General features: G+C 66.3%; 21 protein-coding genes, 1 tRNA gene and 1 pseudogene. 2 read left to right on the top strand and 21 right to left on the bottom strand.

All coding sequences use genetic code 11. The features are described from left to right. Positions 1 to 7: 7 nt before the first annotated feature. The 12 genes and pseudogenes from Q7W02_11010 to Q7W02_10955 form a co-directional block, all read right to left on the bottom strand. A complete protein-coding gene (locus Q7W02_11010; protein ID MDO8476696.1) occupies positions 8 to 1,906 on the bottom strand; it encodes a GMC family oxidoreductase N-terminal domain-containing protein in 1,899 nt (632 codons plus the stop codon). A 1-nt stretch (position 1,907) separates the two neighbouring features. Continuing rightward, positions 1,908 to 4,349: a hypothetical protein gene (locus tag Q7W02_11005; GenBank protein ID MDO8476695.1), complete on the bottom strand. Its 2,442-nt coding sequence runs from the start codon at positions 4,347 to 4,349 to the stop codon at positions 1,908 to 1,910. Between the two features lie 137 nt (positions 4,350 to 4,486). Next, entirely contained in the window at positions 4,487 to 6,496 is a 2,010-nt protein-coding gene (locus Q7W02_11000; protein ID MDO8476694.1) for a hypothetical protein, read from the bottom strand. A gap of 530 nt (positions 6,497 to 7,026) precedes the next feature. Continuing rightward, positions 7,027 to 9,321, bottom strand: a complete 2,295-nt coding sequence (locus tag Q7W02_10995) for a DUF2339 domain-containing protein (GenBank protein MDO8476693.1) — start codon at positions 9,319 to 9,321, stop codon at positions 7,027 to 7,029. Beyond that, positions 9,318 to 10,817 (bottom strand): hypothetical protein, encoded by a 1,500-nt coding sequence (locus Q7W02_10990; GenBank protein MDO8476692.1) that lies wholly within the window; start codon positions 10,815 to 10,817, stop codon positions 9,318 to 9,320. The genes Q7W02_10995 and Q7W02_10990 overlap by 4 nt, the downstream gene beginning before the upstream one ends. Positions 10,818 to 10,829: 12 nt before the next feature. Beyond that, complete coding sequence (locus tag Q7W02_10985) at positions 10,830 to 12,323, bottom strand: cytochrome c (protein ID MDO8476691.1); 1,494 nt, start codon at positions 12,321 to 12,323, stop codon at positions 10,830 to 10,832. A 15-nt stretch (positions 12,324 to 12,338) separates the two neighbouring features. Next, positions 12,339 to 12,775 (bottom strand): annotated as a pseudogene (locus Q7W02_10980) (hypothetical protein). Positions 12,776 to 12,788: 13 nt separating this feature from the next. Further along, the gene (locus Q7W02_10975) at positions 12,789 to 13,796 is read right to left on the bottom strand and encodes a hypothetical protein (protein MDO8476690.1); all 1,008 of its coding nucleotides are present in this window, start codon (positions 13,794 to 13,796) and stop codon (positions 12,789 to 12,791) included. A gap of 16 nt (positions 13,797 to 13,812) precedes the next feature. Further along, on the bottom strand, positions 13,813 to 14,244 hold the full coding sequence (locus Q7W02_10970) for a hypothetical protein (GenBank protein ID MDO8476689.1): 432 nt from the start codon (positions 14,242 to 14,244) through the stop codon (positions 13,813 to 13,815). A 158-nt stretch (positions 14,245 to 14,402) separates the two neighbouring features. Then, complete coding sequence (locus tag Q7W02_10965; GenBank protein ID MDO8476688.1) at positions 14,403 to 15,239, bottom strand: aldo/keto reductase; 837 nt, start codon at positions 15,237 to 15,239, stop codon at positions 14,403 to 14,405. 30 nt (positions 15,240 to 15,269) lie between these two features. Next, positions 15,270 to 15,848: a hypothetical protein gene (locus tag Q7W02_10960; GenBank protein MDO8476687.1), complete on the bottom strand. Its 579-nt coding sequence runs from the start codon at positions 15,846 to 15,848 to the stop codon at positions 15,270 to 15,272. A gap of 396 nt (positions 15,849 to 16,244) precedes the next feature. Beyond that, positions 16,245 to 17,558 (bottom strand): APC family permease, encoded by a 1,314-nt coding sequence (locus Q7W02_10955; GenBank protein ID MDO8476686.1) that lies wholly within the window; start codon positions 17,556 to 17,558, stop codon positions 16,245 to 16,247. Positions 17,559 to 17,686: 128 nt separating this feature from the next. Between Q7W02_10955 and Q7W02_10950 the strand changes: the two genes are divergently transcribed. After that, on the top strand, positions 17,687 to 18,064 hold the full coding sequence (locus tag Q7W02_10950; protein ID MDO8476685.1) for a hypothetical protein: 378 nt from the start codon (positions 17,687 to 17,689) through the stop codon (positions 18,062 to 18,064). Positions 18,065 to 18,081: 17 nt separating this feature from the next. Here Q7W02_10950 and Q7W02_10945 read toward each other — a convergent pair whose 3' ends face one another. The 9 genes from Q7W02_10945 to Q7W02_10905 form a co-directional block, all read right to left on the bottom strand. Then, the gene (locus tag Q7W02_10945; GenBank protein MDO8476684.1) at positions 18,082 to 18,555 is read right to left on the bottom strand and encodes a carbonic anhydrase; all 474 of its coding nucleotides are present in this window, start codon (positions 18,553 to 18,555) and stop codon (positions 18,082 to 18,084) included. A gap of 261 nt (positions 18,556 to 18,816) precedes the next feature. Then, a complete protein-coding gene (locus tag Q7W02_10940) occupies positions 18,817 to 19,227 on the bottom strand; it encodes a hypothetical protein (GenBank protein ID MDO8476683.1) in 411 nt (136 codons plus the stop codon). Between the two features lie 101 nt (positions 19,228 to 19,328). Further along, positions 19,329 to 19,405: transfer RNA gene (locus Q7W02_10935), tRNA-Pro, on the bottom strand. Positions 19,406 to 19,444: 39 nt separating this feature from the next. Beyond that, the gene (locus Q7W02_10930) at positions 19,445 to 20,029 is read right to left on the bottom strand and encodes a non-canonical purine NTP pyrophosphatase (GenBank protein MDO8476682.1); all 585 of its coding nucleotides are present in this window, start codon (positions 20,027 to 20,029) and stop codon (positions 19,445 to 19,447) included. Positions 20,030 to 20,054: 25 nt separating this feature from the next. Beyond that, positions 20,055 to 20,795 carry a ribonuclease PH gene (rph, locus tag Q7W02_10925; protein MDO8476681.1) on the bottom strand — a complete coding sequence of 247 codons (741 nt, stop codon included), beginning with the start codon at positions 20,793 to 20,795 and terminating at the stop codon, positions 20,055 to 20,057. Further along, on the bottom strand, positions 20,792 to 22,342 hold the full coding sequence (locus tag Q7W02_10920; protein ID MDO8476680.1) for an N-acetylmuramoyl-L-alanine amidase: 1,551 nt from the start codon (positions 22,340 to 22,342) through the stop codon (positions 20,792 to 20,794). Before Q7W02_10920 ends, rph begins: the two co-directional genes overlap by 4 nt. Before the next feature lie 215 nt (positions 22,343 to 22,557). Next, a complete protein-coding gene (locus Q7W02_10915; protein MDO8476679.1) occupies positions 22,558 to 22,962 on the bottom strand; it encodes an ester cyclase in 405 nt (134 codons plus the stop codon). Between the two features lie 48 nt (positions 22,963 to 23,010). Next, positions 23,011 to 23,397, bottom strand: a complete 387-nt coding sequence (locus Q7W02_10910) for a nuclear transport factor 2 family protein (GenBank protein MDO8476678.1) — start codon at positions 23,395 to 23,397, stop codon at positions 23,011 to 23,013. Positions 23,398 to 23,472: 75 nt separating this feature from the next. Then, a complete protein-coding gene (locus Q7W02_10905; protein ID MDO8476677.1) occupies positions 23,473 to 23,799 on the bottom strand; it encodes a GYD domain-containing protein in 327 nt (108 codons plus the stop codon). A gap of 303 nt (positions 23,800 to 24,102) precedes the next feature. On the opposite strand from Q7W02_10905, the gene Q7W02_10900 reads away from it, so the two are divergent. Beyond that, positions 24,103 to 24,975 (top strand): site-specific integrase, encoded by an 873-nt coding sequence (locus Q7W02_10900; GenBank protein ID MDO8476676.1) that lies wholly within the window; start codon positions 24,103 to 24,105, stop codon positions 24,973 to 24,975. Position 24,976: the final 1 nt, after the last annotated feature.

The raw sequence follows: 24,976 nt of genomic DNA, 5'->3' as shown, positions 1-24,976 counted from the left end.
GGGTCCTTCACCGGGACCCGCCCTCCGGGTCGGCGAGGAGGACATCCGCCGCCTTCTCGCCGATCATGTAGACCGCGCTGGCGATGAAGAAGCCCGGGATCCGCGGGAACACGGAGGCGTCCGCCACGCGCAGGCCGCGTGTACCGTGCACCCGGAAGTCGGAGCCGAGCACGCCGTCTCGCTCTCTCGCTCCGATCGGGCAGGTGCAGGAGGCGTGGTGCCCCCAGGCGTTGTTGCGGATGAAGTCCTTGATCTCGTCGTCCGACCGGACGTGCGCGCCGGGCACTTCCTCAGCGCCGATCAGCCGATTGTGCTGGATGCCCCTGGTCACGCTGCGAGCGAACTTGACGGCGTCGACCACCGAGTCGAGATCCTCTCCCGCTGAATCGCTGCCCTCCTCGAAATACCGGAAGTTGATGGCCGGTGTCTCGCGCGGATCCGCGGAGCGCAGCGTCACCTCGCCCGCCCGATTGTTCGTGTGCGCCTTGACGATCGTCCAACTCAGATAGTTGAGCTGCTCGGCCAGGGCCCGCGAGTAGCCAGGGAAATAGCCCTGGAACCGCCCCAGCAGCGCCATGCAAAACAGGTCCGGGAGCGGCCTGGTCGAAGCGGAGCGCTTGACGATGCCGAGGACCGCTCCGTTGGTCGCGTACACGCCTTGCCCCCGGTCCGCCCACTGACGGTAGTGAGGATCACCCTTCGCGAACGTGGCGCCCTTCAGCACCTCCCACTGGTCGAAGTTCATCCGGTTCACCACGCTGACCTCGTAGCGGTCCTGGAGGTTCTTGCCCACGCCGGGAAGATCCACCCGGACGTCGATCCCGTGGCGCTGCAGCGTCTCTCGCGGACCAATGCCGGAGAGCATCAGCAGCTGCGGTGTATTGAAGGCCCCGCCCGCCAGGATGACCTCCCGCGAGGCGCGGACCTCGCGACGCTCGCCCCCTCCGCCGCTCGGTCGGCGGTGCGCGCGGTAGAGCCGTTCACCGCGGAGGTATTCGACCCCGATCGCCCGGTTCTGGTCGTCGAGCAGCACGCGGGTCGCCAGCGCGTTCAGCTCGAGCTTGAGCCGGCCGGGATATCGCCGTGCCGTCTCGAGGACGCGCTCCCGCGAGCCCATCCGCGCGTGATGGCGGGTCGTAAGCGGCATGTACCCGATTCCGACGGCATTCTCTTTCACCAGCCGCCAGTCGTTCAGGTCGAGCTGCCCCTGCACCAGCCAGCGCGCGCCCCGGAGCGGCTGCCCATCCTGCAAGAGGACTTCGTGGGCGGACTTCTTAATCACCTTGATCAGGGCCCGGTCGTCGAGCATGGACTCGGGGATTGCCTTCTCGGTGTGTAGCCACCCCTTCCAGCCGTGGCGCGTGGGGTCGATGCCGAGCTTGGCGAGCCATCGATACGGCCATCGGTGCTGGCAGTTCTCCAGCCGCTGGAAGTAGGTGCGCATGTGCCCGGAGTCCCACGAGCGGTCGCCGGTGAGGCTCGCGATATCGTCCCAGTCGGCGTCGTGCGGATAGAGCATGATCATGGCGTTGTGGGCGGTGCAGCCCCCCAAGGTCCCGGCCCGCGGATACAGAACCCCGTCGACGCGCTTGCCATCCCAGGTCTCGCGGTACTTGGGGTCCCGGCGCTGCAGCGGGTCGCTGCCGTAGTGGCGGACGAAGAAGTTCCAGCTCAGCGCGTCGTTTTCAGCTGCGAAGCCGTGGAACGCGGGAACGTCATAGTCGTCGGGCAGCCGGTTTCCGCCGGGATCGACCGGATCGCCGCCGGCGAGCTGCTTCGGGTCACCGCCCGCCTCGAGCAAGACGACCGAGCGTCCGGCCTCGGCAAGACGCGCGGCCACGGTCCCGCCGCCCGCGCCCGAGCCCACGACGACGTACTCGCAGTCGGCCTGACCGGTGGCCTGCACGCTAGAGGGTCTTCAGGAACTCGATCAGGGCCCGCTTGTCTTCATCGCTGAGCCCGGGCTCCTCCTTGAAGGCATCGGTGCCGAAGTAGTGGCCGCGGTTCACGACGAGGTCCGGGCACTTGCTCAGCTTGAGCAGCCGATCGCCCAGGTTTGCGAATTTCTTCCGCGCTTCGTCGTCGGTGGCCTGCGGCGGGAGCGTCTTCAGATCGCGATCGATGTGGATCAGCAGCTTGAGAACCTCTGCACCGTGCTTGATCTGCTCGGCGTGGTTTCCCCCGTCCGGCAGCAGCTCGAGGCTACCCAAGAGACTCACCGGGGTGCCCGCGGGGATCGGCCCGATCTCGACACCGCCTTCGCCGAACAGCCAGGGGGCGAAACGATGAAGCGGTCCGAGCAGCGGCCGCAGGAAATCGGGGAGATAGCCGCCCGCCACGCGCAGGTAGCTTCGCGCCGTCGTGCGGTCGATGACGCCGGGGATCTTGGCGCCGAGCACGGGGTCCTTGTCCCGCTTCTCCGGCCACAGCAGCTGTTCGATCGAGTCATTGAAGGACCGCATCCGGGCCTCCACCGACGGGCTTTCCTCGAACTTCCCCACGGTGTTGTTCTGGAGGAATGGAGCCGTCGACCAGAGGCTGATGAGCGAGGCGGGCCGCGTGTAGCCGCGCCCACCCGCCGGCATCGTGTACGGCCGCGGCTCGCCCGTGAACGGGTCGTACACCGTGATCGTCCCCACCGACGGAAGGTCCTTGTAAGACTTCGACGAGAAGTTGTCCCAGATGTTTCCGCCGATGGCGTTGGTCGCGAGCGGGCTGCAGGCGTTGGTCTCGAGAAGCGTGACCGGCACGCGGACATCCGTGGACAGGAAATTGTCGGTCAGGAAATCGTCCGCCAGCACGATCTGCCGCATTTGCTGCTTGTACTCATCCGTTTTCGTCCACTCCCAGTAGCGAAGCCAGCAGCCGAGATAACCGGGGCCGGCGCACCCGCCGGGATCGAGCCCCACCGCGGGCTCGGGGGCTTTGTTCGAATGGCAGCGGGCGCAGCGCTCCGCGAACACCGTCTTGCCGCGCTTGAGCGTCGCCTGGTCCTTCGTCAGGTGCGCCCCGCCTCCGGGAGCATCCTTCAGATAGTGCGGCGTGGCGCTCTTGAGGAAGAAGAGAGCCATGGCCGGCGTCTGCGCCTCGGTCGCCAGCCAGTACGCGGAATTCTTGCGCGCAACGTCGATCCTGATGGGCGTGATCGGCGTCCCGCCTGCTAAGGCATTGAAGTGCAGCAGCCATTCCTCGCTGAACAAGCCGATATTGAGATACACGCGGTTGAGCGCTCCCACCGCACCCACGGAGTCAGACCCGTCTTTGAGGACGTGGGGCGTCAATACGGTATCCGGCTTCTGGAAAAACTCCGTCAACGGTCCTTCCTTGACGAAATCGTTGAACTGGCTGTTGTTCAAACCGCCGCCCGCCAGCGTCTCCTTGCCCCAGCGCTTGGCGATCCCCAGGCGCGCTCCCAGGTTGTACACGGCGTTCATGGAGCGCGGGTTGTTGATGTAGTCCGTCGAGACCAGGGACGTGTCGAGGGTGCCGGGTCGCGAGCTGTGAAGCAGCTGGTACATGTAGTTGGATTGCTCGTACTTCCAGGTGAAGATGCGGTCGACCCAGAAGTACTGCGCGCCGACGTTCGAGCTGAGATCCTCCCACTTCGGGTTCTCCGGGTCGGCGGGCGGCTTGACCGGGTTCGGTCCCACGTGGCAGAACCCGCACGACATGCCGACGCGATAGGGCCGGATCAGATCCTTCGAGAAGTAGTACTTCTCGTCGTTGTAGTACTTGTCCGCGTCCCACTTCTTGGCCGCCGCCTCGTTGAAGTCTGGATTCGGAAAGAGCCGCAGCCCGACGATCCCGGTCGCGTATCCGTAGAAGGATCCGACCGGGAGATTCTTGCCGCGCGCGCCGATCGCGACCCCCGGATACTTCTTGTCGTTCTCAAAGGGGTCCGGGGGACAGCCGGCGCTGCGCTTGTCGAGCCACAGGCCGTAGCGCTGGGGATCGGGGCCTGTGGGCTTCTCGAAGCAGGGCTCGTTGACCAACCCGAAGTAGGTCCAGCGGTTGTCCCGGTTGCCCTTCAGGCTCTTGTGCGAAGACAGGATCTTGAGAAGATCGAAAGCGCCGAAGCTCTTGATCGAGATGACGTCCCAGAAGCGGTCGTTGCCTCCCGTCCACACGATCCACGTGTTGCGTCCCTGCTCTTCCTGGAGTGTCAGGGTCACGCCGCCATCCATGTCGTGGAAGTAGGGCTCGCCAGCCGCAGGAAACGACGCGGCAGTCCTGCCCGCGCGGCTGGCCTCGTCGAGGACGTGTTCCGCCTGGTCCTTGCTGCAGCTCGCGAGGAGGAGGAAGAAGAGAGGCAGGACAGTGCCAGTCATGCGCAGGTGGCGTCCGGTCATAGTGGTCTCCCTCTTCGCTGGTCGGCGGCCCCTTGCTCACGCGGGAACGAACCCGCGCCGTATCCTCTCCCAGTGCTCGCGAGAATGTCAACCGGCAAAAGGCGCGACCAGGAGGTGCCGGCGAGACATAGATCCTGTTAGAGCGTCTTGAGAAACTCGACGAGTGCGCGCTTGTCGGCATCGGACAGGTTCGCGCCATACAGGTGACCGCGGTCCTCGACCAGATCGGGGCACGTGCTGGCGGACAGCAGAGCCGCGATCAGGCTCTTCCGGATCTCGTCCTTCGCGGGTCTGGCAGCGAGGTTGAACATGTCGAGCCGCTTGGCCGCGGCCTCGGCCAGGGCGGCGTTGACGGCGGGAATCAGCCTGAGCAGATTGCCCAAATTCGGGTCGATATTCGCCAGGAGGTTGATCGGGGTGCCCTTGGGAATCGGGCCGATCTCGAGAACACCCTTCCTGCACAGGGGCTTGAGCAGGTCGGGGACGAAGGACTCGGGAATTCTGATGTAGCTGCGGTCGGTCGTCGTCGAGATGGACCCCGTGCCGTGGCGCCGTTCGGGCCACAGGAGCTTCTCGATGGCGTCGTCGAAGGCGCGCAGGCGACCCGAGACCGATGGATCAGCGGTGAACGCGCCCAGCGAGTTGTTGTGCAGGAAGGGCGCGGACGACCACATCGAGATCAGCGAGGGCACCCGGTAGTATCCCGGCCCATGGGCGGGCACCTTGAAACTGTAGGGTTTCGACGCGTCCGTCGGATCGAAGGTCTCGATGTCCCCCACCGAGTCCAGGGTCTTGTACGTCTCCGACGAAAAGTTGTCCCAGATGTGCCCCGCCGTGGCGTTGGTTGCGAGCGCCCGGCACGCATTGGTCTTGATCCGGGACACCCGATATCGCCTGTCGGTGGACAGGAAGTTGCCGTCCCTGAAATCCGGGCGCATGACGGACTCGCGATGCCACTGCGGCGCCTCGACGCGCCCGGCCGCGGTCCCTGCCGGAGGCTGCTTGCTCGAATGGCAGGCCGCGCACGTGTCGGCGAACACGATCTTGCCGCGATCCATCGTCGCCGTGTCGCGTGTGATGTGCTCGCGGCCGCCGGGCGCATCCTCGAGATGCATCGGCTTGATCCGCGTGAAGAACTGGGCGATGTTGCCGACCCGGTCGTACGTCGCCTGCCAGTAGACAGAGTTCGTGGAGGCCTGCGCGACGCTGAAGGGACGCTGCGGCCTGAGCCCGAGCAGCAGATCGTGATCCGTCAGCCACTGCTGAGAGTAGAGCCCTTCGTTCACGTAGACGCGCATGACGGCGTCGGCGACGCCGACCGAGTCCGCGCCGTCCTTCAGGATGTGCGGCACCTTCCGCGTCCCGCCGCCGGCCACCCGCTCCTCGACCGCCGCGGCGAGCCGGGCCTCGAGGCCGAAGAGGGCATTGATCGCGCTCGGATTGTTGATGTGATCATTGGCGGAGCGTGACGTGTCGGAAGTGCCCGGCGGCTGGGCGTTGAGCATCTCCCACAGGAAGCTGCCCGGCTGCGAGCCGGTGGCGAAGACCTTGCCCTCGCGGAAGTACTGATTACCGATGGCGGAGGCCAGGTTCTCCCACCTCGGGTTCTCCGGATCAGCGGGAGCGTTGAGCGGATGGGGCCCGACGTGGCACAGGCCGCACGTCACGCCGACGCGGTACGGCCTGACGAGCTTGGGGTCGTCGAAATAGCTCCGGTCAGTGTAGTAGCGATCGGGATCCCAGGACTCCCTGGCCCTGTCGTCGAAATCGGGATTCGGATAGATGCGGAAGCCCATGACGCCCGAGGATCGCCCGTAGATTTTCTCGTCGATACCGGGTGGAGCCGGCGCGACTCTCTCGTCCAGCCACAGGCCGTGCGCGTCGGGCGCCCCGGCCATCCGGAAACCGGGCTCGTTGACGAGTCCCATCGCCGCGAATCGACGTGGACGCGTGCGCGAGTCGAGCGTCTTGAGCAGGTCGACGATGCCGTATCCCTCACGGGCGATGCGATCCCAGAACACCTGGTTGCCGGCGGTCCACAGGATCCAGGTGTTGCGGCCCTTGATCTCGTCCTCGGTGAGCCGGATGCCGCCGTCCATCCGCCTGAAGACATCCTCGGCGGCCTGGGGAAAGTCCGCCGCGGTCAACCCGGCGGCCTTGGCGTCATCGGGTGGATATTGTGGAGAGCGGCTGCAGGCGGCGACAAAGCAAAACAGAGAGGCTGAAGCAAGTGCGGAGAGCCTGCGGTGGAGCATGTCTCCCTAGTAGCCTGGATTTCCACGGACCGGGATTCGCCTAAGATTCGGGCCCATCGCCGCCAGTGTCTCACGTCGTCAATCGAAGCGGCACTCCGTTTCCACCAGGGAACCTTGGAGCGTAGCCGGCATAAACGGTGTCCGGTGTGGCCCAGGCCGGGGCGGGGCCGTCGGGTGGGGCCGTGCGTGACATAACCTGTCATCCTCGGACGCGCGCCGCCTCCCAGGAGTTATGGCACAGCTTCGTGGCGTGTTCGACTCGCGGTTGCAGTCAGCCTCGCCGCTGTGTGTCTTTACGCGTCGTTTTTCGCTGTCGCGAACATTTACGGCACGTGAGATCGCCAACGATTTCACTCGCAAGCGTTCACTTCAGATCAGCACTTCGAGGCACAAAGGCCGTCTAACTCGGGATTAACCCGCGCCTAGCCAGCCGGCGGGACGCCGGCGCTCCGTCCCGTCGTGAATTTCTGCAGGGTGATGCCAACGACGACGAGCGACGCGCCGAGACCGAACAGCGACGCCGCGAGATAGACACCGCCGAGATGCGGCAGGTCGAACACGAACGCCTTGAGAACGGCCGCCACGAGCAGCGCGAGCGCCGCTCCGCGCGCAGCGGGCCAGCGAATGAGGAAGCCGAGGATCAGAAGGCCGGTGGCGATCAGCGCCCAGGTGACCGTGTACCAGACGTTCTCCCCCGCCTGCGAAGTCGCGAAGTCGAAATTCAAAGCGCCGTTCGCGGAGTGGAAGCTGTTCGCGATCATGATGTTGATCAGGAACCAGAGCTCGAAGAGCCCGGCCACGGAGAAGATCCGCTGCAGCACGGGAATGTCGAGGCGAATGAGGTACGCCGCGGCGAACATCGCCAGGCCGCAGACGACGTAGACGGTCCAGAAGACGTACAGGTCGGAATCGAAGGCCAGACGGAAGAACACCACCACAGCCGGTCCGGTCGCCCACACCACCAATACGGGATGACGGAACCGCGTGAAGGTCCAGACCAGCGCCGCGACCTCAATCGCCCAGAGGGCGACGAGCCATCCCTCCGGCAACAGCATGGGAAGGGCGACGTTGAAGCACGCCAGCGTGAGCGATGCGAGCAGCGTGATGCGCGGCTCGCGCGGGTCGAACTTCAGGGCGCGCCACAACAGAACGGCCATGACCACGCCCTCAGCCAGCGGCACCAGGCCGATCAACCAGCGATGCTGCGCGTCGACGGCGGAGCGCGTCATCCAGGCGATGACGAACATGAAGAGACTGGCCAGACCCGCGGCGATGGACGGATCGAGCGAGGCCTTTGCTCGCGCGCCGAGCGCCAGCGGATAGGCGACGAAGAGGAGGTACGGCACGACGGCGATCGCCAGCAGCGTCCAGACCGAGTACTGCGCCCATTGCGCCGGCGAGTACGCGGTAATGACCATCGCCACGAAGAACGGGACGGCCAGAATGGCAAGCACGTGGTGCTCGGAAACCCAGGCCACCGCGAAGAGCGCGGCGAAGAGGAGGGCGTGCAAGGCGATCAGCATCCACAGCGGCGGATGGAGCGTCATCAGCGTGACGCACGACAAGGCGATGGCGATCGCGGCGACGATCGGCCTTCCGTGTCCGATGGCGACGACGAGAACGGCCGCCAGCATCACAAGCATTGCCATGATGATTGCGCCCCACTGCTGCGGCTCGCGAATGCCGATCCCGATGAAAACGCCGAAGAGCAGCCCCGCGAACGGCGTGACCTTGGCGAGATAGAGCGCGATGAAGAGCGCGAGCCACAGCAGCAACCACCGCCACGACGCGTGCGTGTACGAGACGCGCAGCCAGACGATGAACGTGATCAGCGTGGCGGCGCCGCCCGCCGCGTGCAGCCACTTCGGACCGCCGCGCCAGACGATCGCCAGAAGCCCGGCGTCGACGATCAGCAGGAACGCGAACAGGACGTTGTACTGTGGGCCGTAGTTCAGATGCGCCGCAACGTAGACGGCGAAAAGGAGCGGGAGATGCGCGGCCGCGGCGGCGATCCATCGAACCCCGGCCGGACAATCGTCCGGCCGCCCGTACCAGAGCGAAACGGTCCCCACCACCGCGAACACGGCAAAGATCCCCGCGGCGAGCGGCAGAAGACCGACGTTGATCGCCTGCAGCGCCCATCCCCATTCGTAGAGCGCCGTCAGGATGACGCTCAGCGCGCTGAGCAGCCACCAGCCTTTCCGCGCGGCAAGCCAGGCGATGCCGATGTTGAGGGCCAAAAGGCACGAGAAAACCGCGAGCGGATAGTTCTCGGTCGAAGACAACAGGAAGGCGCTGACGAAACCGCCCAGCAGGCCGAGGATGGCGACGAACATCGAACCGCGGCGCGTGGCGAGAGCCACCGCGGCCGCAGTGACCAGCAGCATCCCGATGAACGCCACCACCAGCGGGACGAGCGCCCACCGCGCGTGCATCGCGTAGAGCGTCGCGTAGAGAATTCCGATCCCCGCGGCGTCGAGCGCGTTCGCGGTTACGCGGTACTTCGCCGCGATCCATCGCTCGGCAACGACGACCAGCGCGACTCCGGTGCCGAGTCCGAGTCCGGCGCGCAGCCATGGATGTCCGTCCGAGGAGCGGAAGAGGAACACCGCCGCGAGCACCAGCGCGATGCCGGCAGCCCAGGAGAAGAAGTGGACGCCGATCGACGTCCACTCGCTCTTCGTCGGCGGGTGATGCGTGGCCGGGTAGTCGCTCATAGCGTCTTCAGGTACTCGAGCAGCGCGTTCTTGTCGCCCTGCGGCAGGTTCACGCCGTACTCATGTCCCATGTTTCCGTTGGAGCGCCAGTGCACGTCGTACGGCGTGCCGACGTACTTCACGGTGTCCCACGATGCGCCGAGGCGCTTCGCCTGCTCCTCCAGCGAGATGAAGCCGACGTTGAGCGGATCGTAGACGTCGTAGCCGCGATAGAAGACCTGCGGCCGCTGCGCCGCGGGCGTGAGCAGATCGCGCAGCGTCGGCACCGACCCGTTGTGCAGATACGGCGCGCGCAGCCAGATGCCGTCGAGGAACGCGGCGATGTAGCCGGTCGGGCTGGCTTCCACCAGACCTCTGCGCTCGATACCGAAGGCCTTCACCACCTCGTTCGCCCGGATCGCCGCATCCTTGTTCCAGCTCTTGATCCGTTCGATGTCGGTGCCGACCTCTTCGACCGGCACCACCGTGCCGGTGCGCTCGCTCCAATGGCAGCGCGCGCAGTTCGCATCGAAGACCGCCTTCCCCGCGCTTGCTTTCGCCTGGTCGATGGGGAAGGGGAACTTCGGCGCCTGATACTCATCGAGGTACTTGTTCAGCCAGCGCACCTCGTCGAGGAACACCTGATTGCTGCCGGGCGCCGCGCCGAGGAGTCCGAGGGCGGAGTCGATGATCACGGAGTTGGCGTCCCAACTGTCGCCCGCGAAGTTCATGCGCGTTCCCTGGCGCGTCTTGTACTTCTTGATGTTCCAGATCGACGGCATGTCGGTGGGGCCCAGCGTGTCGTCCAGCGGCGAAGTGGTCAGGAAGTACTTCGTGAGGTTCATGGCGTCGTCGCGGCCGCGGCCCCAGTCGGGCCACTTCGGCAGGCCGTGGAGGTAGATCCAGGCGAAGCGCGGCCCCCGCTCGAGCAGACGCTTCCTGGTGGCCGGAATCAGCACGAAGCGGTAGATCTGCTTGTCGATCCACGACAGGTTGGCGTCGAGGTTGATCTCGTTCATCAACGTGCCGGAGTTGAACCGCGGATCGCCGGCGCAATCGACGAGAAAGCGGAAGAACGCCTCGAGATTGAAGGTGTGATTCGGGCCGGTGGGGACGAACTTCGGATTGTCGTTCGGCGACAGGCGATAGCTCGCGACGTGGCACCCGGCGCAGTTGTTGGCCACGCGCTCGAAGCCGATGGTCTTCTTGGTGAACCCGATGGGCAGTTCCTTCCCCATTTCCCACGCCACGCCGAACGAGGCGTAGCCGTTGGGGCCGGGAAGCTTGTCGGGGAAGACGCGCGGAAGGACGTAAAGGATCCAGTACGGGATGCCGGCGTTATCCTCCGCACCGATGGAGCCGTACATGAAGCGTTCGTCCGCGGTGTTGAAGGGCGGCTGCGGCACCACGCGGAAGAACTTGTACCAGCCGAACCATGCGCCGAACGCAAGGACCACGAAGAGCACCACAAGCGTCATTCGAAGCGTCCGTGTTCTTTCAGGCGTCCAGGCGATCATGCGTCGCTCTCCTCAAAACGTTTTCATGTACTCGACGATCGCGTCTTTGTCCGCGGACGGCAGGTTCGCGCCGAAAGTGTGGCCGCGGTTCGATTTGGTCGGCTTATTGGTCTCGTAGACGGTGAACTTGCGTCCCTTCTCCTCCGGCACGTCGCTGATGAAACCAACCCTCACCGGGTCGAGGACGTCATAGCCGCGGTAGAACGTGGGCCGCCGCGTCGGCGGATCGAGGAGCTCGCGCAGCGTCGGCACCGATCCGTTGTGCAGGTACGGGCCGCGCAGCCAGATGCCGTCAAGCGGCGCGTTGGCGTAACCGGCCGTCTTGCGGAAATGGGTGAATCGATACGGCGTGCCGGCGTAAAGGGTGTTCTGGCTCGCGCTCAGCTCGTACGTGTACGAGACGTAGTGGTCGGGATCGGTGCCGACGACGTCGATCGGCGTGACGTGTCCGACGTACAGGCCGCTGAAGTCCTGGCCGCTCTTGCCGTGGCAGCTCGCGCAGTACTCCCTGTAGACCACCGCGCCGCGAGCGGCCTTCGCCGTGTCGATGGGAAACGGGAACGGCGGCGGGGCCGCATCCAGCAGCCAATTCTGCAGGCGTTCGATCGCCGCATGGTCGACGGTCGCCGGCGTGGCGCCGGTGCCGAAGGCGGCACTCAAGTTGCGCTCATTGACCTCGGTGTTGTTGCCGGTCCAGTGCAGCGCCATCGGCTTGCCGTCGTCACGATGCTTGCGCTTGCGCTGGTTCCAGATCGATGGGAAATCAGTCGCGCCGCGCCGCTCGTGCTCCGGCAGCAGGCTGATATTGAAGTTCAGTCCCGCCTTCGCCGAGTTCCACGTGTCCACGCGTCCCGGCCCCCACGACTCGAGGTCCATGGGGAAGAAACGATCGCGCAGCATCAACAGCCGCTCGCGCGCGAGGGCGACGGCCACCGGATAGACCAGATACCGGTCGAGCAAACTGAGTCTCCCGCCGGACTGCTTCTCGATGGCCGGGACGAGGACGTCCGCGGTGAAGCGCTCGTCCACAACGATGTCGGTCAGGAACTTTTCGAGCAGCCCGAGATCGAAGTGTGCCGCCCCCATGGCGACGTAGACCTTTCGCGGCTTGTCCGGCGCCTCGCGCACGGTAGTGGCGTGGCAGACGGCGCAGTTGACGAACACGCGATCGATGCCGAGGTTGCGGCGCTGCATCATGCCGACCGGCAGCTCTCTGCGCCGGCCGCGCTCGTCGTCCTCGTACACCATGCCGAAGGCCTCGTAGCCCACACCGCCGTTCTTCGGGAGCTTGTCCGCGAACACGACCGGTAAGGCCTTCCACATCCACAACGGGAATCCGGCGTTGCGCTCGCCGCCGGTCGAGCCGTACTTGAAGTGGTCCTCGATGTTGGCGTACGTCACCGGCCGGTCCGGCAGGAAACGCATGGCCAGCATGATTCCGATGAGCAACGGTACGCCCACGACGATCGCGAGCAGGATCCAGAAACGCCGGCGCCATCGGTCCATCGGTCGACTCCTCACTCAACCCTTGAATTGGGGAGCGAAGTAGAACAGCTTCTTCGTGTCCCAGTAGACCGGACGAGGTAGGTCTTCGGCGCGATCCGCCGGATCTCGTCGCGGCTGTGCTTCGCCACCAGCGACGTCTTCGAGTAGTCGAGGACGACGCAGTCCTTCTTGCCTATGAGACTCTTGCCGATGTAGACCTCGGCCAGGATCGCTTTCATGCCGAACGGCCCGATGTGATTGACGAGCGTCTTGTTCTTCGCGTCGAAGATCTTCCCCTGCCAGGCGAAATGATTGATCATCTTCGCAATGTCCGGAGACCTCGCCGTCCCCGGATCGACGATGGCCGTCCCCTCCGCCTCGCCGTTCGGAATGGGGCCCGGCGGGCTGTCGGCGAAAAGCTTGTCGATCTCGGCCGGGGACATCTTCAGGAGTTTGGATAGGTCGTATGCCATGTCTCCTCCCTTCCTACCGCAGCTCCTTGCGCAGGAAGACATCACTGTGCTTGAAGAACGATCGGTAGTCCCCGTATTTCGAGGCGATGAACTCCGACTCCGTGGTGACGGTGCCGATCCTCTCAGCATGCGGGATGAGCTCGTCGAGGTCTGCCGCTCCGGTCTTGAGCAACGCCGCCTCACGGGCCTCGTCGAGGGCGAGCACCTCGTAGATGGTCGTCCCGCTGGGTATGTTCTGCGCGAGATCGTCTCGGAAATCGAGCACCGGGTTCGAGGCTCGCCTCGCCGCCTCGGTGGGCACGAAGATGAGTCGATAGGGAGCCCGGACCGCTCCGTCCACCGGGAGGCCGCTCGGGTGGACGCGGGCGAGGTTCTCGACCGGCTGATGCAGTCCCCATCCCTCGACGACGACTGTCTCGAATCCCGCCTTGACCGCTCGCATCACGAGGTTCGTGAATCGCGGCACGGGAAGGATGTTGGTGAACGCGTTCTCAAAGACCGAGTGCTGCGATTGGGGATCGAGCATGCTCATCACGACGGCATTCTCCGAGGGGCGGTCGCCGTCGACGGGAAACTTCAAGCCGAGACCGGGCACGACGCCGATTCCAACAACCGGTCCGGCATAGGAGAACCGCGCCAGGCCCCGGGCCTGCTCCCCGAATATCCCGGTGTAGGGCGTGCCCGGCGCCGGGGTGAAGACGATCTCGGCGGTCGTTCCGTAGCTATGGAAGAGCTTGGGCTTCGGTATCTCCAGTTCGTCGCTCGACCGTGTCACGGTCTCGGCGAGGAGGTGGTGGGCGATGGAGTTGAGCGCCGACGCAGTGAACTGGAGGAGCCCCTGGCGCACATCGGGCCTGCTCCCGCCCGGCTCGTTCGCGTAGGCGGCGGCCCGGATCCCCGCGTCGAAGAGATAGTCGCGCTTCTCGCGGCCTGTCAGGTCGCCATAGGCGAGCCTTTGGCCGCCGCGGAAGCTCGCGATCTCGCGACCGATGATCGAGGGCGTGTTCTGGTAGTCGTCCACTCGGCGCGCCCGTGGATCAGAACTTCAGCGCGAAGTCGATCAGCCTCTTCTTGCCCCCGTACACCTTCCCGAGATACAGGCCGGGCCCGATCTGGCGGATTTCATCGCGGATCCAGCCGGCGACGAGCGAGGTCTCGGAGTAGTCGAGCACGATGCATTCCTTGCCATCGAGCCAGCTCGGCCCCTTGTACACCTTGGCGATGATGGCGTTGAGTCCGAACGAAGTGAGGCGGTTCTTCAACGCCCCCTTCTTTGCATCGAAGGTCTTGCCCTGCCACGCGAAGTGGCTGATGAAGGTGGCGATCTTCGCGCTGTAGGTCGTGCCCGGGGCGATGATCGCGGTGCCCTGCGCCTCGCCGTTGGGGATCTCGCCGGCCGCGCTGCCGGTGAAGAGCGCATCGAGCTCCGCCTGCGACATCTTCAGAAGCTGCGGCACGTCGTACGCCATGGTCACTCCCTCCTTAGGTTGAGGCGGAGCGTCAGGGGCCTGCGCCGGGTGGAGGCCATCCTGCGCCGACGCGGTCCCGTGGTCAAGGGGAGGGGTGGAGGGTTGAAGTATTCACTCGAGAATGGGACCCCAAGTAGGCACGATGGGTCTGGCCTCCGTCAGCCGGCCAGCGACTCGATCGCCCGCACTTCATCGGCGGAGAGCGCCAGATCGCGGCTGGCCAGGTCCTGCTTCATGTGCCCGGCGTCGGTGGTCCCTGTCAGCGGCAGCATTCCGACCGCCTGCGCGAAACGGAACACGACCTGGGCCGGCGTTGCCTTCCCGCGCGCGGCAAGCCCGGCCACCAGCGGGTGGCGCAGCACCTCCGGATTCGCGGTGAGCAGCGAGAAGCCCTGGTAGACGATCTTTCGATCCATGCAGAACGCTCGAACGTCACGGTCCCAGCCGGCGCGGGCGAAGCAGCGGTTCTGGACGAACGCGGGGGTCTCGGCGTGGGCGGCCACCATCTGCTGCAGGTGCCGCAGGGAGACGTTGCTCACGCCGAGGAGCCGCGTGCGGCCGGCATCGCGCTCCTTCACCATCGCGACCCAAACCTCCGCGTCGTAGTCGGTCCAGCCGGAGCCGGATGCGGGCCCGTGCAGCACGTAGCTGTCGACGTGGTCGGTCCCGAGGTGCTCAAGCGAGCTGGCCATCGACTGGGCGACCTGCGTGGACAGGTCGGCCTCAGGGTCGTAGGGCAGCCGGTGATCCTGGCCGGGACGGTAGGTGAATTTCGTCTGCAGGAAGAGATCCGCGCGCGTGACCACCCCCGCGCGGTAGGCGGATGCTAACCCCTGACCAACTCCAGCCTCGACGTAGTGCCGCCGCTGGTTGGCTGTGTCGACGCCCCGGAAGCCCATTCGGACCGCGAACTCGGTCAAGGCCGGAGTGCGGTCTTCCTTCCAAGCGGTACCGTAGAGAAAATCGGGAACGGGTACGGGATGATGCGCTGGCATGGCGTCATTCTGCCACGGTCAACGCTTGACTCAGCGCCGCACGGTCAGCCGCGGCGAGGCCTGGCCCACGTGAATGTGGGCGCCGGAGGTCGAGCCGGGGATGGCCCCCCACGCGGCGATGAAGGGGATGCCGGACGCGCGCAGGTAGCCCATCACGGCCCGGCCCTCCGGGCCGTCGGGATGCACCGCCACGTCGAGCGCGTGGCGGTGATCGAATCCCATCCGGTCGTGGAGCGCCGTCTGACCGAAGGCGCTGATGGGCAGCGCCCGGCCGAATTGCGCAGCGAAGAAGCGCTGCAGCTTGGGCGTGTCGCCTGCCAGGGACCAGTTCGCGGGGCCGTTGAAGCGGACGAGGCCCGCCGTCTCCTCATACCCACCCAGCTTGAGCGGCCTGAGCCTGCCCACCTCAACGATCCGCGCTTCCGTCAGCATGCGGTCGGCCTCCGCCCTGTCGCGGCGCGTGTCGTTCACATTCTTCTGGGCCGCGGCGAACGCCCGCCGGCTCTGTTGAAGCTCGTCCGCCGACAGTGCGCCGCGCTCGAAAAGATCCTGGCCGATTTGGGCCAGCTCGGTTTGCCGCGCCAGCTCCCGCTCGTAGATTTCCAGCACAGGCTCGAGTGTGGCTCGATATTTCTCCAGAGCCTGCGCCGTGTCGGCGGCCAGCTTCTCGAGCCGGTTCGTGGAGCGGGCTGGAACGGGCTCGGAAGGCTTGGGGGAGGACTGAGAGGCGGGCGTCCGCGGGCCTTGGGCCGGCGAATCGGAAGCTCCTGTCAGCACGAGTGCTGCAGTGGCGACGGTCAGAACCAGACTTCGGGAAGCGCGCGGTCTCGGCATCAGGGTTGCCGCGCGGCCTACCAGGCCTTGCCGGCGCCGTCGACCGAGAATACGCAGGGGGCCGCGAATACGGCGGGTGGCATGGTCGATCTCCTCATGGACTAAATGCCGCGTCCGTGGATTATCGCCATTTAGGGGACGCCCGGCAACGTCTGAATGGATTCGAGGCTTTCACGCGCTCGCTGACCGGTTGCCGGATCGCCGCAGGAATGCCGCAATCACGCCGGCGGCGCACACCGCGAGGCCCATCCAGACTGCCCTCGCCTCCAACTGGATCAGCATCACGAGCACCGAGGCGAGACCGAGAACCGGCAGGACCGGGGTCCCGCGCACGCTCCACGGCACGGCGAATGCCCGAGGGATGCCGGGCTTCGTCCAGCGCAGGAGGATCACGGTCGCATTCACCGCGAGGAAGACGACATAGACCGCGAAATCGGTGACGGCGGCGATCAGGGTGAGATCGCCGATCAAGGCGAACATTCCGGCCACGACTGCCGCGACGGCGATCGCGCGGGCCGGCGTGCGCCGCGTCGGGTGGACGGCGCCAATCCATCCCGGCAGTGCCCGCCCGGCAGCCATGCCATAGAGGAGGCGGGATGCCGCCGTCAAAGCGAGCAGGGTCGTGTTCGTGGTCGAGATCATGGCGATCGCCGAGACGAGGGCGGCGCTCCGGCTCCCCAGGGCGTGCGCCATCACATCCGTCAGCGGGCGGTGGGACGCGCCGAGAGCGCCCGCGCCCAGGACGCTCACCGCCGCCACCGCCACGGCGATGTACAGGACGGTCGAGATGCCGAGGGCAAGCAGCAGGGCTCTCGGCACCGTCCGCGTCGGGTCGTGAGTCTCTTCGGCCAGCGTGATGACCTCGTCGAAGCCGATGAACGCGAAGAACACCAGCGCCGCACCGCTCAGCACGCCGCCGAAGCCCGGGCCCGTGAGGAGATTCACATCGCCGACGTGGGGCGCGCCGATGACGATCACGATCACCAGGCCCCCGACCTGGACGGCACTGAGCACCACCGTCACGCGTGCCGACTGCTTGATGCCGATCGTCGCAAGGACTGCCAGTCCCGCGAGGAGCGCGAGCGCGGCCGGACGGACGCCGACGTCGAAGAAATACCCCGCGTAGCGCGCGAAGCCGAGTGAAACCGTCGCGGCAGCCACGACCAACCCTGCGACCATGACCCAGCTGACGACGAACGCGATCCATTCGGGCAGCGCCTGCCGAGTGTATTCGTACTCCGCAGCCGCGCTCGGGTACATCGAGGCGAGCTCGGCGTAGCTGAGCCCCGTCAGGGCGCTCAGCACCGCCGCGAGAACGAAGGCCAGCCACACCATTTCGCCGGCATGCGCCGTCGCGGCGCCGATCAGCACGTAGATGCCGGCGCCGATGATGATTCCGACACCGCCGGCTGTCACCTCGCCGAGGCCGAGGGTCCGGTGCGGCCCTCGGCTGTCGCCCAGTGAGTCAGGAGAGCCGGGCTTCACATCCGGCGCCCGCCGGCTCTCGGCCATATAGCCCAGGGAAATGAGCTGTCCGCATCATTGAGCTCCGTGGCGTGGAGGAGGATGCTTTGCTTGGATGGTTTCACCGTGTTTGACTGGGGGTGAAGCTCATGGAATGGATCGGCTCGCTGGTAGCAACGTTCGTCCTGTTCCTCCTGGTGGTCCCGGCGGCTGTGGCCGTGGGATCCGTGTTCCTTCTCGGGGCTGTGAGCTGGGTGTTCTACGCCTCGCCGAGTGTGGCGAGAGCGGGGTTCTATTGCCCGTTCTCCAAGCGCTGGGTGACGGCGGCGTTCCTCACGCAGGCCGGCTCCGAAGAGCCGTCGGACGTCGTCTCCTGCTCGCGGTTCGGAGACGAGGGAGCCGTCACGTGCAAGAAGGGCTGCACGCATCTGGCGGAGACCGGCTGGACGGCCTCGTGCATGGAACCGCGCTTCGCGCTTCTGTCCGGTGACGTGGCGTACCGGCCCGTGGCAGGCGCCGGCAAGTAGCCTGCCGCGGGTCGGCCTCACACGGTCAGCGTCACGCCGCCCGTGCGCAGGTCGTACACGGCGCCCACGACCTTGACCCGGCCGCGCTTCACCGCCGGAGCCACGATGGGCTGAAGGCTCCGGAGCTGCTCGACGCCGATGCCCACATTGGCGCGGATCGCGTTGTCGAGCGGATCGCCCGGCATCCCCTTGGTCTTGGCCACGGCCGGCCGGATGCTGTTCACGAGCAGGCCGAGGGCGCCGGGCAAGGGATCTCGGTCGTTCATGTGCTGGATGGCGGCCTTGACGGCGCCGCATTCCGTGTGGCCGAGGACCATGACGAGCGACACGCCCAACTCGGCCACGCCGTACTCGATGCTCGCCTTCACCGGCGGGCCCGCCCCGCTGACGACGTTGCCGGCGACGCGGACCACGAAGAGGTCGCCGATGCCCTGGTCGAACAGAAGCTCGGGCGACACGCGCGAGTCCGCGCAGCCGACGATGACGGCCATGGGATGCTGCCCCTCGGCGAGCGCCGGAAGTCGTCGGGCCGCCGCCGCGGACCTGCCGCCTCCCCTTTCACGAACCGCTGATTGCCCTCGAGGAGCCGCTGGAGCACCTCGTCCGCGGGAGGACCGCCGGGGCCCGGCGACGCGGCCTGCGCCGGCGGACCCCGCACCACCACGAGCCCCGCCGCGACGGCGGCCAGGCGCAGTAGATCCCGCCGGGACAGGCCCGCGCCCTGCTCCATCATGGCGCGCCCTGCCGTGTGCCTATCTGGCCCCGAGCACGCGCGCCGCTTTGCTGTACTGGCCGGGAGAGACCCAGAGGATGGCCCCGTAGCGGCCGCTGCCGGCGTGGACAGCGTCGATGGCGATGACGTTGATCCGCTTCGCCGCGAGCTTGGCCATGAGCTTGGCCCCCGCGCCGACTCGATCGGCGCCGCGCACGAGGAAGGCGCGCTTGGGGGCGGCGATCTTCCATTTGTTCTTCCGGGCCACCTTGCGGAAGGCGGACGGCTTCGCGGGGATGAAGTCCATCTGGGCGCCGCCCCGGTGTGGGAAGCCGGAGAAGGCGACCAGGTTGATGCCGGCCTGATGGAGCACGCTGAGGGCCCGCGCCCCCTGTCCCGGACGGTTCGGCACCATCATCTTGAAGTACGTCACCCGCTTGACGATTGGCATGGGCATCTCCTCCTCGAGACCACGAGGTCATCCTGCGCCGTGCGCTGCAAAGAAGACCCGCCGGCGACCACAAACCCTGCGGCCGCCGGCGAGTCGTGAACTGGTCGGGGTGAGAGGATTTGAACCTCCGACCCCCTGCTCCCAAAGCAGGTGCGCTACCGAGCTGCGCCACACCCCGGTGTGTCCTCGCGAGTATACCGCCCGGCCCGAAGCCCGTTCAAGGCTCGGAAAGCAGCCAGGCGCGGGCCTGCTGACAGGCCTGCGCGCGATGGCTGACGCGGTTCTTCTCATCGGCCGCGAGCTCGGCAAAGCCGCGCCCCAGCGGCGGGTAGAAGAAGAGCGGGTCGTAGCCGAAGCCACCGTCTCCGCGCGGCGCGTCCAGCAGGACGCCTTCGACCACGCCTTCGACCGTGGTCTCGCGGCGGCGGTGCGGGCAGACGATGGCGATGAGGCAGCGAAAGCGCGCGGTCCGCTTCTCGCGGGGCACTGACGCCATCTCTCTCAGCATGACCGCGCAGCGTTCGGGATCGCTCAAGCCGGGGCCGCCATAGCGGGCCGAGAGCACGCCGGGACCGCCGCCGAGGGCATCCACCTCGATTCCCGAGTCGTCGGCAAGCGCCATCTCTCCTGTCGCCGCCGCGACGGCGCGCGCCTTGGCGAGGGCGTTCTCCGCGTAGGACGATTCGCCCTCGAGAGGCAGGGTCACTCCGGGGAAGTCGGTGAGATTCCGGATCCGGAAGGGGGTGTCTCCAAGAAGCGCGGCCATCTCCAGCGCCTTGGCGCGGTTGGCCGTGGCCAGCACCAGCGTCCGATTAGAGGCCGCCAACTCAGAGGACGAAGGACGCCTCGCCGCGCGCGTCGACGGCGCGCCGCTGGAGGGCGATCAGGCGCCCGATGCCTTGCTCCGCCAGCGCCAGCATGGCGGCCAGGCTGTCCCGGCCGAAGGGCGTCTGCTCGGCCGTCCCCTGCACCTCTACGAATGCGCCGGCACCAGTCATGACCACGTTCATGTCCACCTCGGCGGTCGAGTCCTCGACGTAGTTCAGGTCGAGCGCGGGCGCGCCCCCGACGATGCCGACGCTGATCGCGGCGACGCAGTCCCGCACGGGTGTGCTCGGCAGCGCCCCCGCCTTGACGACGGTGCCGATGGCGTCCGCCATGGCGATGAAGCTGCCGGTGATCGCCGCCGTGCGCGTGCCGCCGTCGGCCTGGATCACGTCGCAGTCGACCCAGACGGTGCGCTCGCCCAGCTTCGCCATCTCGACCACGGCACGGAGCGAGCGCCCCACGAGACGCTGGATCTCCTGCGAGCGCCCGGAGGGCCCGTTCCGCTCGCGATTCATGCGCGTGTTGGTCGAGCGCGGCAGCATGCCGTACTCCGCGGTCACCCAGCCCTTACCTTGTCCCTTGAGAAAGGGCGGCACCTTTTCCTCGATGGACGCCGTGCAGATGACCTTGGTGTCTCCGAACTCGACGAGGACCGAGCCCTCGGGGTGGCGCAGGTAGTCGCGGGTGATCCGGACCGGGCGCAGCTGGTCCGAGGCCCGGCCGTCGTGCCTGACGGTCATCTAGCCGCCCCACTCCTGACCGGTTGCGTTTGGACTGTCCGCACGCGCTGGTCGTAGCGACGCTTGTACTCGGCGAGGCTCGCGTAGATGGCGCGGGCGATCGCTTCCCGGTGCTCGCCGGAGGCGAGCTTCTTCTCCTCCTTCGGGTTCGTCAGGAATCCGATCTCGATCAGGATGGCCGGCATGGCGGCGCCGCCCAGCACGTAGAAGCCCGCCTGCTTGACGCCGCGGTTGGTGAGGCGGAGCGACTGGGTCATCGAGTCCTGGACGGTCTCGGCGAGAAAGCTCGACTCCTGCTGGAACTCGGATTGCGCCATGTCCCAGAGGATGCTCTTGAGGAGATCCGTCTTCTGGCGCGACTGCGGGCTCTCGAGCTGGACGACGTCGTTCTCGATGGCGGCGATCTGCCGGGCCTCGTTGTCCGTCGCCTCGGAGGAGAGGAAGTAGGTCTCGACGCCCTCGGAGACGGATCGCGGATGCGCGTTGGCGTGGACGGAGACGAAGAGGTCGGCGCGCTGCTTGTTGGCGAAGTTGGTCCGCTCGCGGAGCGGCACGAAAACATCCGTGCTGCGCGTCAGCACCACCTTGATGCCGAGGCCGTCTTCGATCATGCGCGCGGCGCGCCGGGTCACATCGAGCACCACGTCCTTCTCCTGGACGCCGCCGGGCCCCCTGGCGCCGGGGTCGTGGCCGCCGTGGCCCGCGTCGAGCACGATCCGCTTGAGCGGCGGCGCGCCCCCGTTGTTGGCCCGCGAGCCTCCAGTACCCGCGCTTTCCTTCGCGCGGTAGATGTCCACGACCACGCGGAAGGGATCCTGGAGCGAAGCGGTCTTCACCTCGGCGGCGGGGCCCTCGAGGACGATGTTGAGCACGCCATCGGGCCCGGCCGCCTCGAGCCGCGCCTCCTTGACGAGCCCGTCGCCGATCTCCTCGAGATGGACGCCCGCCACGTTGAGGCCGCTCAGCCTCACGCGGATCTCGCTGCGGCCGGCCGCAGTGAGGTAAGAGAGCCTGGCGGCCGCTTCGACGACAATGCGGGTGAAGGACGGGTACGAGCGATAGCGCAGCTCCTCGAAGGCCACGCTCGAATCCACGCGCGTGACGGGCGACTTCGCTGCCGCCAAGGCGGGACGCGCGGCGCTCACGCCCGGAGCCAGTCGGCCCAGCCCTTTGTCGAGGAAGTCGGCCGGGATGAGCCAGCCCTTGGCAGTGACGCGCGGGGCTCCCTCGAGGACGAGAGGGTGGCCCTGGAGGGTCAGCCGCGACTGGTCACGGTTGAACTGGGCGCTCCGCTTGGCAACCGTCAGCGTGCCCGTCTTGCCCTTGACGGCCCAGGAGCCCTTGAGGAGACCGGCCAGACGCTCGGCCGCGACGTAAGAGCTGCCGTCGTCCATCACCTGGAGGGTCAGCTGGCCGAGAGCGCCCTTGGGTCCCTTGATCTCGACGGCGGCCGGGCGAGCGGAGGCGGCCTCGGCGGGAGACATCCCCGCCAGGGCGGCGCAGCAGAGCATGAAGGCGGCCAGCATTCGCACGAAGATGGGACGCATGTGAGGCTCCCGCCATTCTATCAACGGCCGGCCCGTGGGGCGAAGCAAAAGGAGCCCCGCGTTGAGCGTAGGCGAGGCGGCGGCCTGCTCCAGCGCGCGGCTAGAGCAGGGCACCACCAGCGGGCGGCGCCTGTGCCGACGAGTGACCGCGCGGCGTGAGGACACTCCCTCCCAGCGTGGCAAGCCCGGCGAGAGACGCGCGTCTCAGATCCTCTTCATGCGGGCAACACTCCAAGCTGCTGCAAAATGCTGAGCTCGTCCGCGACGGTCCAATCTTCCACAATCCTGCCTTGTGAGAAGCGGACCACGCTGATCTGCGTCCATGTCACGACCTTACCCGTCGCGCCAACCCCACGATATGTGCCCTTATGGGTGGCCCGCCATGTCCGACGCGTGGAGACTTTCTCGCCTTCGGCGACCTGATCGTCAACCCTAACCTGAATGTCGGGGAACGCGACACGCCGGCCGGCCAGAGCCTGCTTGAGCGCCTCGCGAGTAATCGACTGCCCGTTGAAGATCACTGCCGGAGCGAAGATCTCATCGACTACATCCAAGTTCTGGCGGTTCCAGGCTTCTTCGAAGAACCGTCGCACGATCGCCTTGTGCTCTTCGAGTGTCATGCGTGTTCCTCCGTAAATGTCCAGCGCCGGCGTAGACCCAATACCTCATCATGGCTTCTCAACTATCTTCCAATACGCATCCTTCCGAATCGCCTTGCCGTCTCGAAACTCGTAGTGGTCGCACCCACGAACCTTGACTTTGGCCCCATTGGGCGTTGTGCCCGTCAGCAGCCATTCCGAAACGACCAGATTCCCACTGATCCAATGGCGGTCATCGCTATAGTGGACATCTGGAAGACCCTTGAAGCGCGTCGCCAATCCCTCTCGCACGGCGGCCTTACCCACAAAACGTTGTCCCCAGGGATCCGGCCCACGTGGCAGGTCCAACGAACAATCATCCGCAAAAAACTCCATGATCGCGTCGAGATCGTGGGCATTGAAGCCATCCAGGATGGCCTTCACCGTTTCCACGGACACCGATTGCTGCTGAGACATGGCGCGTCCTCCTTGGACGAGGGTCTAACGCGAGGTCTAATGCGAGGTCTAACGCGCGCGGTCTAACCCCAGCGGCTAGCTCCCCGGTGGGCGATACCCCGTACCACCGGCGCGGCGCATCGCCTCCAGTCCCTCCTCAACGGACATCAACACGGTGGTCTTTAGCGCCTTCGCCGCGCCACCGCCTGCAACCGTCAGGGCGATTGCAGCGGCGCTCACATTGTCTGGAAGTTCCGCAATCAGGACGACATCGTCCTCTCCAAAGGCATAGTACGCGCTCAGCAGCTTGCCCCCCTGGGCTTCGATGAGCCGCCGCGCGACTTCCATGCGGTTCTGCGGGTTCCTGATTTGGACTGCCCAGGCTTCGCTGGTGTAGGACTCCTGGAACATATAGATCGGCATGATCGTCCCCTCCTCCTATACAGGTTCTCAATAAACAGGCAGCATCAACTCGCTTGAGTGTCTTCTCGTTCTTATCTCAGGGCCTAACGCCAGGTTCAGCGGCGGCGCGAATACGCCGTCCGCTGCAAGCTGAAGTTCAAGTAAGCCGCTTCGCGGCAGGTGTCATCTTCTGCCAGAGTAGTTGTCCGTCGATCCGGGTGTCCCGACCGCGGGACTAGCCAGGCCGGCCTCCCTCTGCTCTCCTCGGGGAGCGCCGTGTATCGCACGGCGAGATCCCCAACTCTTACCGCGGAGGAGAGACCCATGATGACCGACTGGTACCAGCGCTCCATCAACGCCCTGCAGCTCAACGGCAAAGGGGAACGCACGCAGGAAGCCTACACCCGAGCCGTGCGGATGCTCAGCACCTTCTACAGCAAGCCGCCCGACGAGATTACCGAGCCCGAGCTCGAAGCCTACTTCTTGCGGCGGCGCAACGTCGACCACTGGTCGCCGAACACGATGCGCATCTGCTACTGCGGCATTCGATTCTTCTTCGTGCACGTCCTGCAGCGCAACTGGCACCTCTTCGACATCCTGCGCGCCAAGAGTGAGGCGCGCCTGCCGGCGATCCTGAGCCCCGAGGAGGTGCGGGGGATCTTGCGCTGCGTGCGGACGAAGCATAACCACGCCTTCTTGAGCACGGTCTACGCATGTGGCTTGCGCCTGCAGGAAGCGCAGTATCTGGAGGTCTCCGACATCGATAGCCAGCGCCTGATGATCCACGTCCATCGCGGCAAGGGCGCCAAGGACCGCTTCGTGCCGCTGCCGCACGCGACCCTCCTCATCCTGCGCACGCACTGGCGCAGCCACCGCAATCCCCGCCTGCTCTTTCCCGCGTGCGGCCGCAACGGGCGTGCGGCCGCGACCGCCACGACGCCGATGGCCAAGAGCAGTGTGCAGGGGGCCTTCCGCCACGCCACGCGCGCCGCGGGGGTCGCCAAGCGCGGGGTGTCGGTGCACACCCTGCGGCATTGCTATGCCACGCATCTGCTCGAGGCCGGGGTCAATCCCCGCGTGATCCAGCGGCACATGGGCCACGCCAGCCTGGAGAGCACCATGCTGTATCTGCACCTCACCCACAAGGGCACGGAGGACGCCTATGCCTTGATCGACCGGGTGATGGAGGGCCTGTAGC

It is taken from the genome of Candidatus Rokuibacteriota bacterium (assembly GCA_030647435.1).
Taxonomy (GTDB): domain Bacteria; phylum Methylomirabilota; class Methylomirabilia; order Rokubacteriales; family CSP1-6; genus AR37.
Note: the sequence above shows the minus strand (reverse complement) of the source record. Positions and strands in the feature narration are given on the sequence as shown.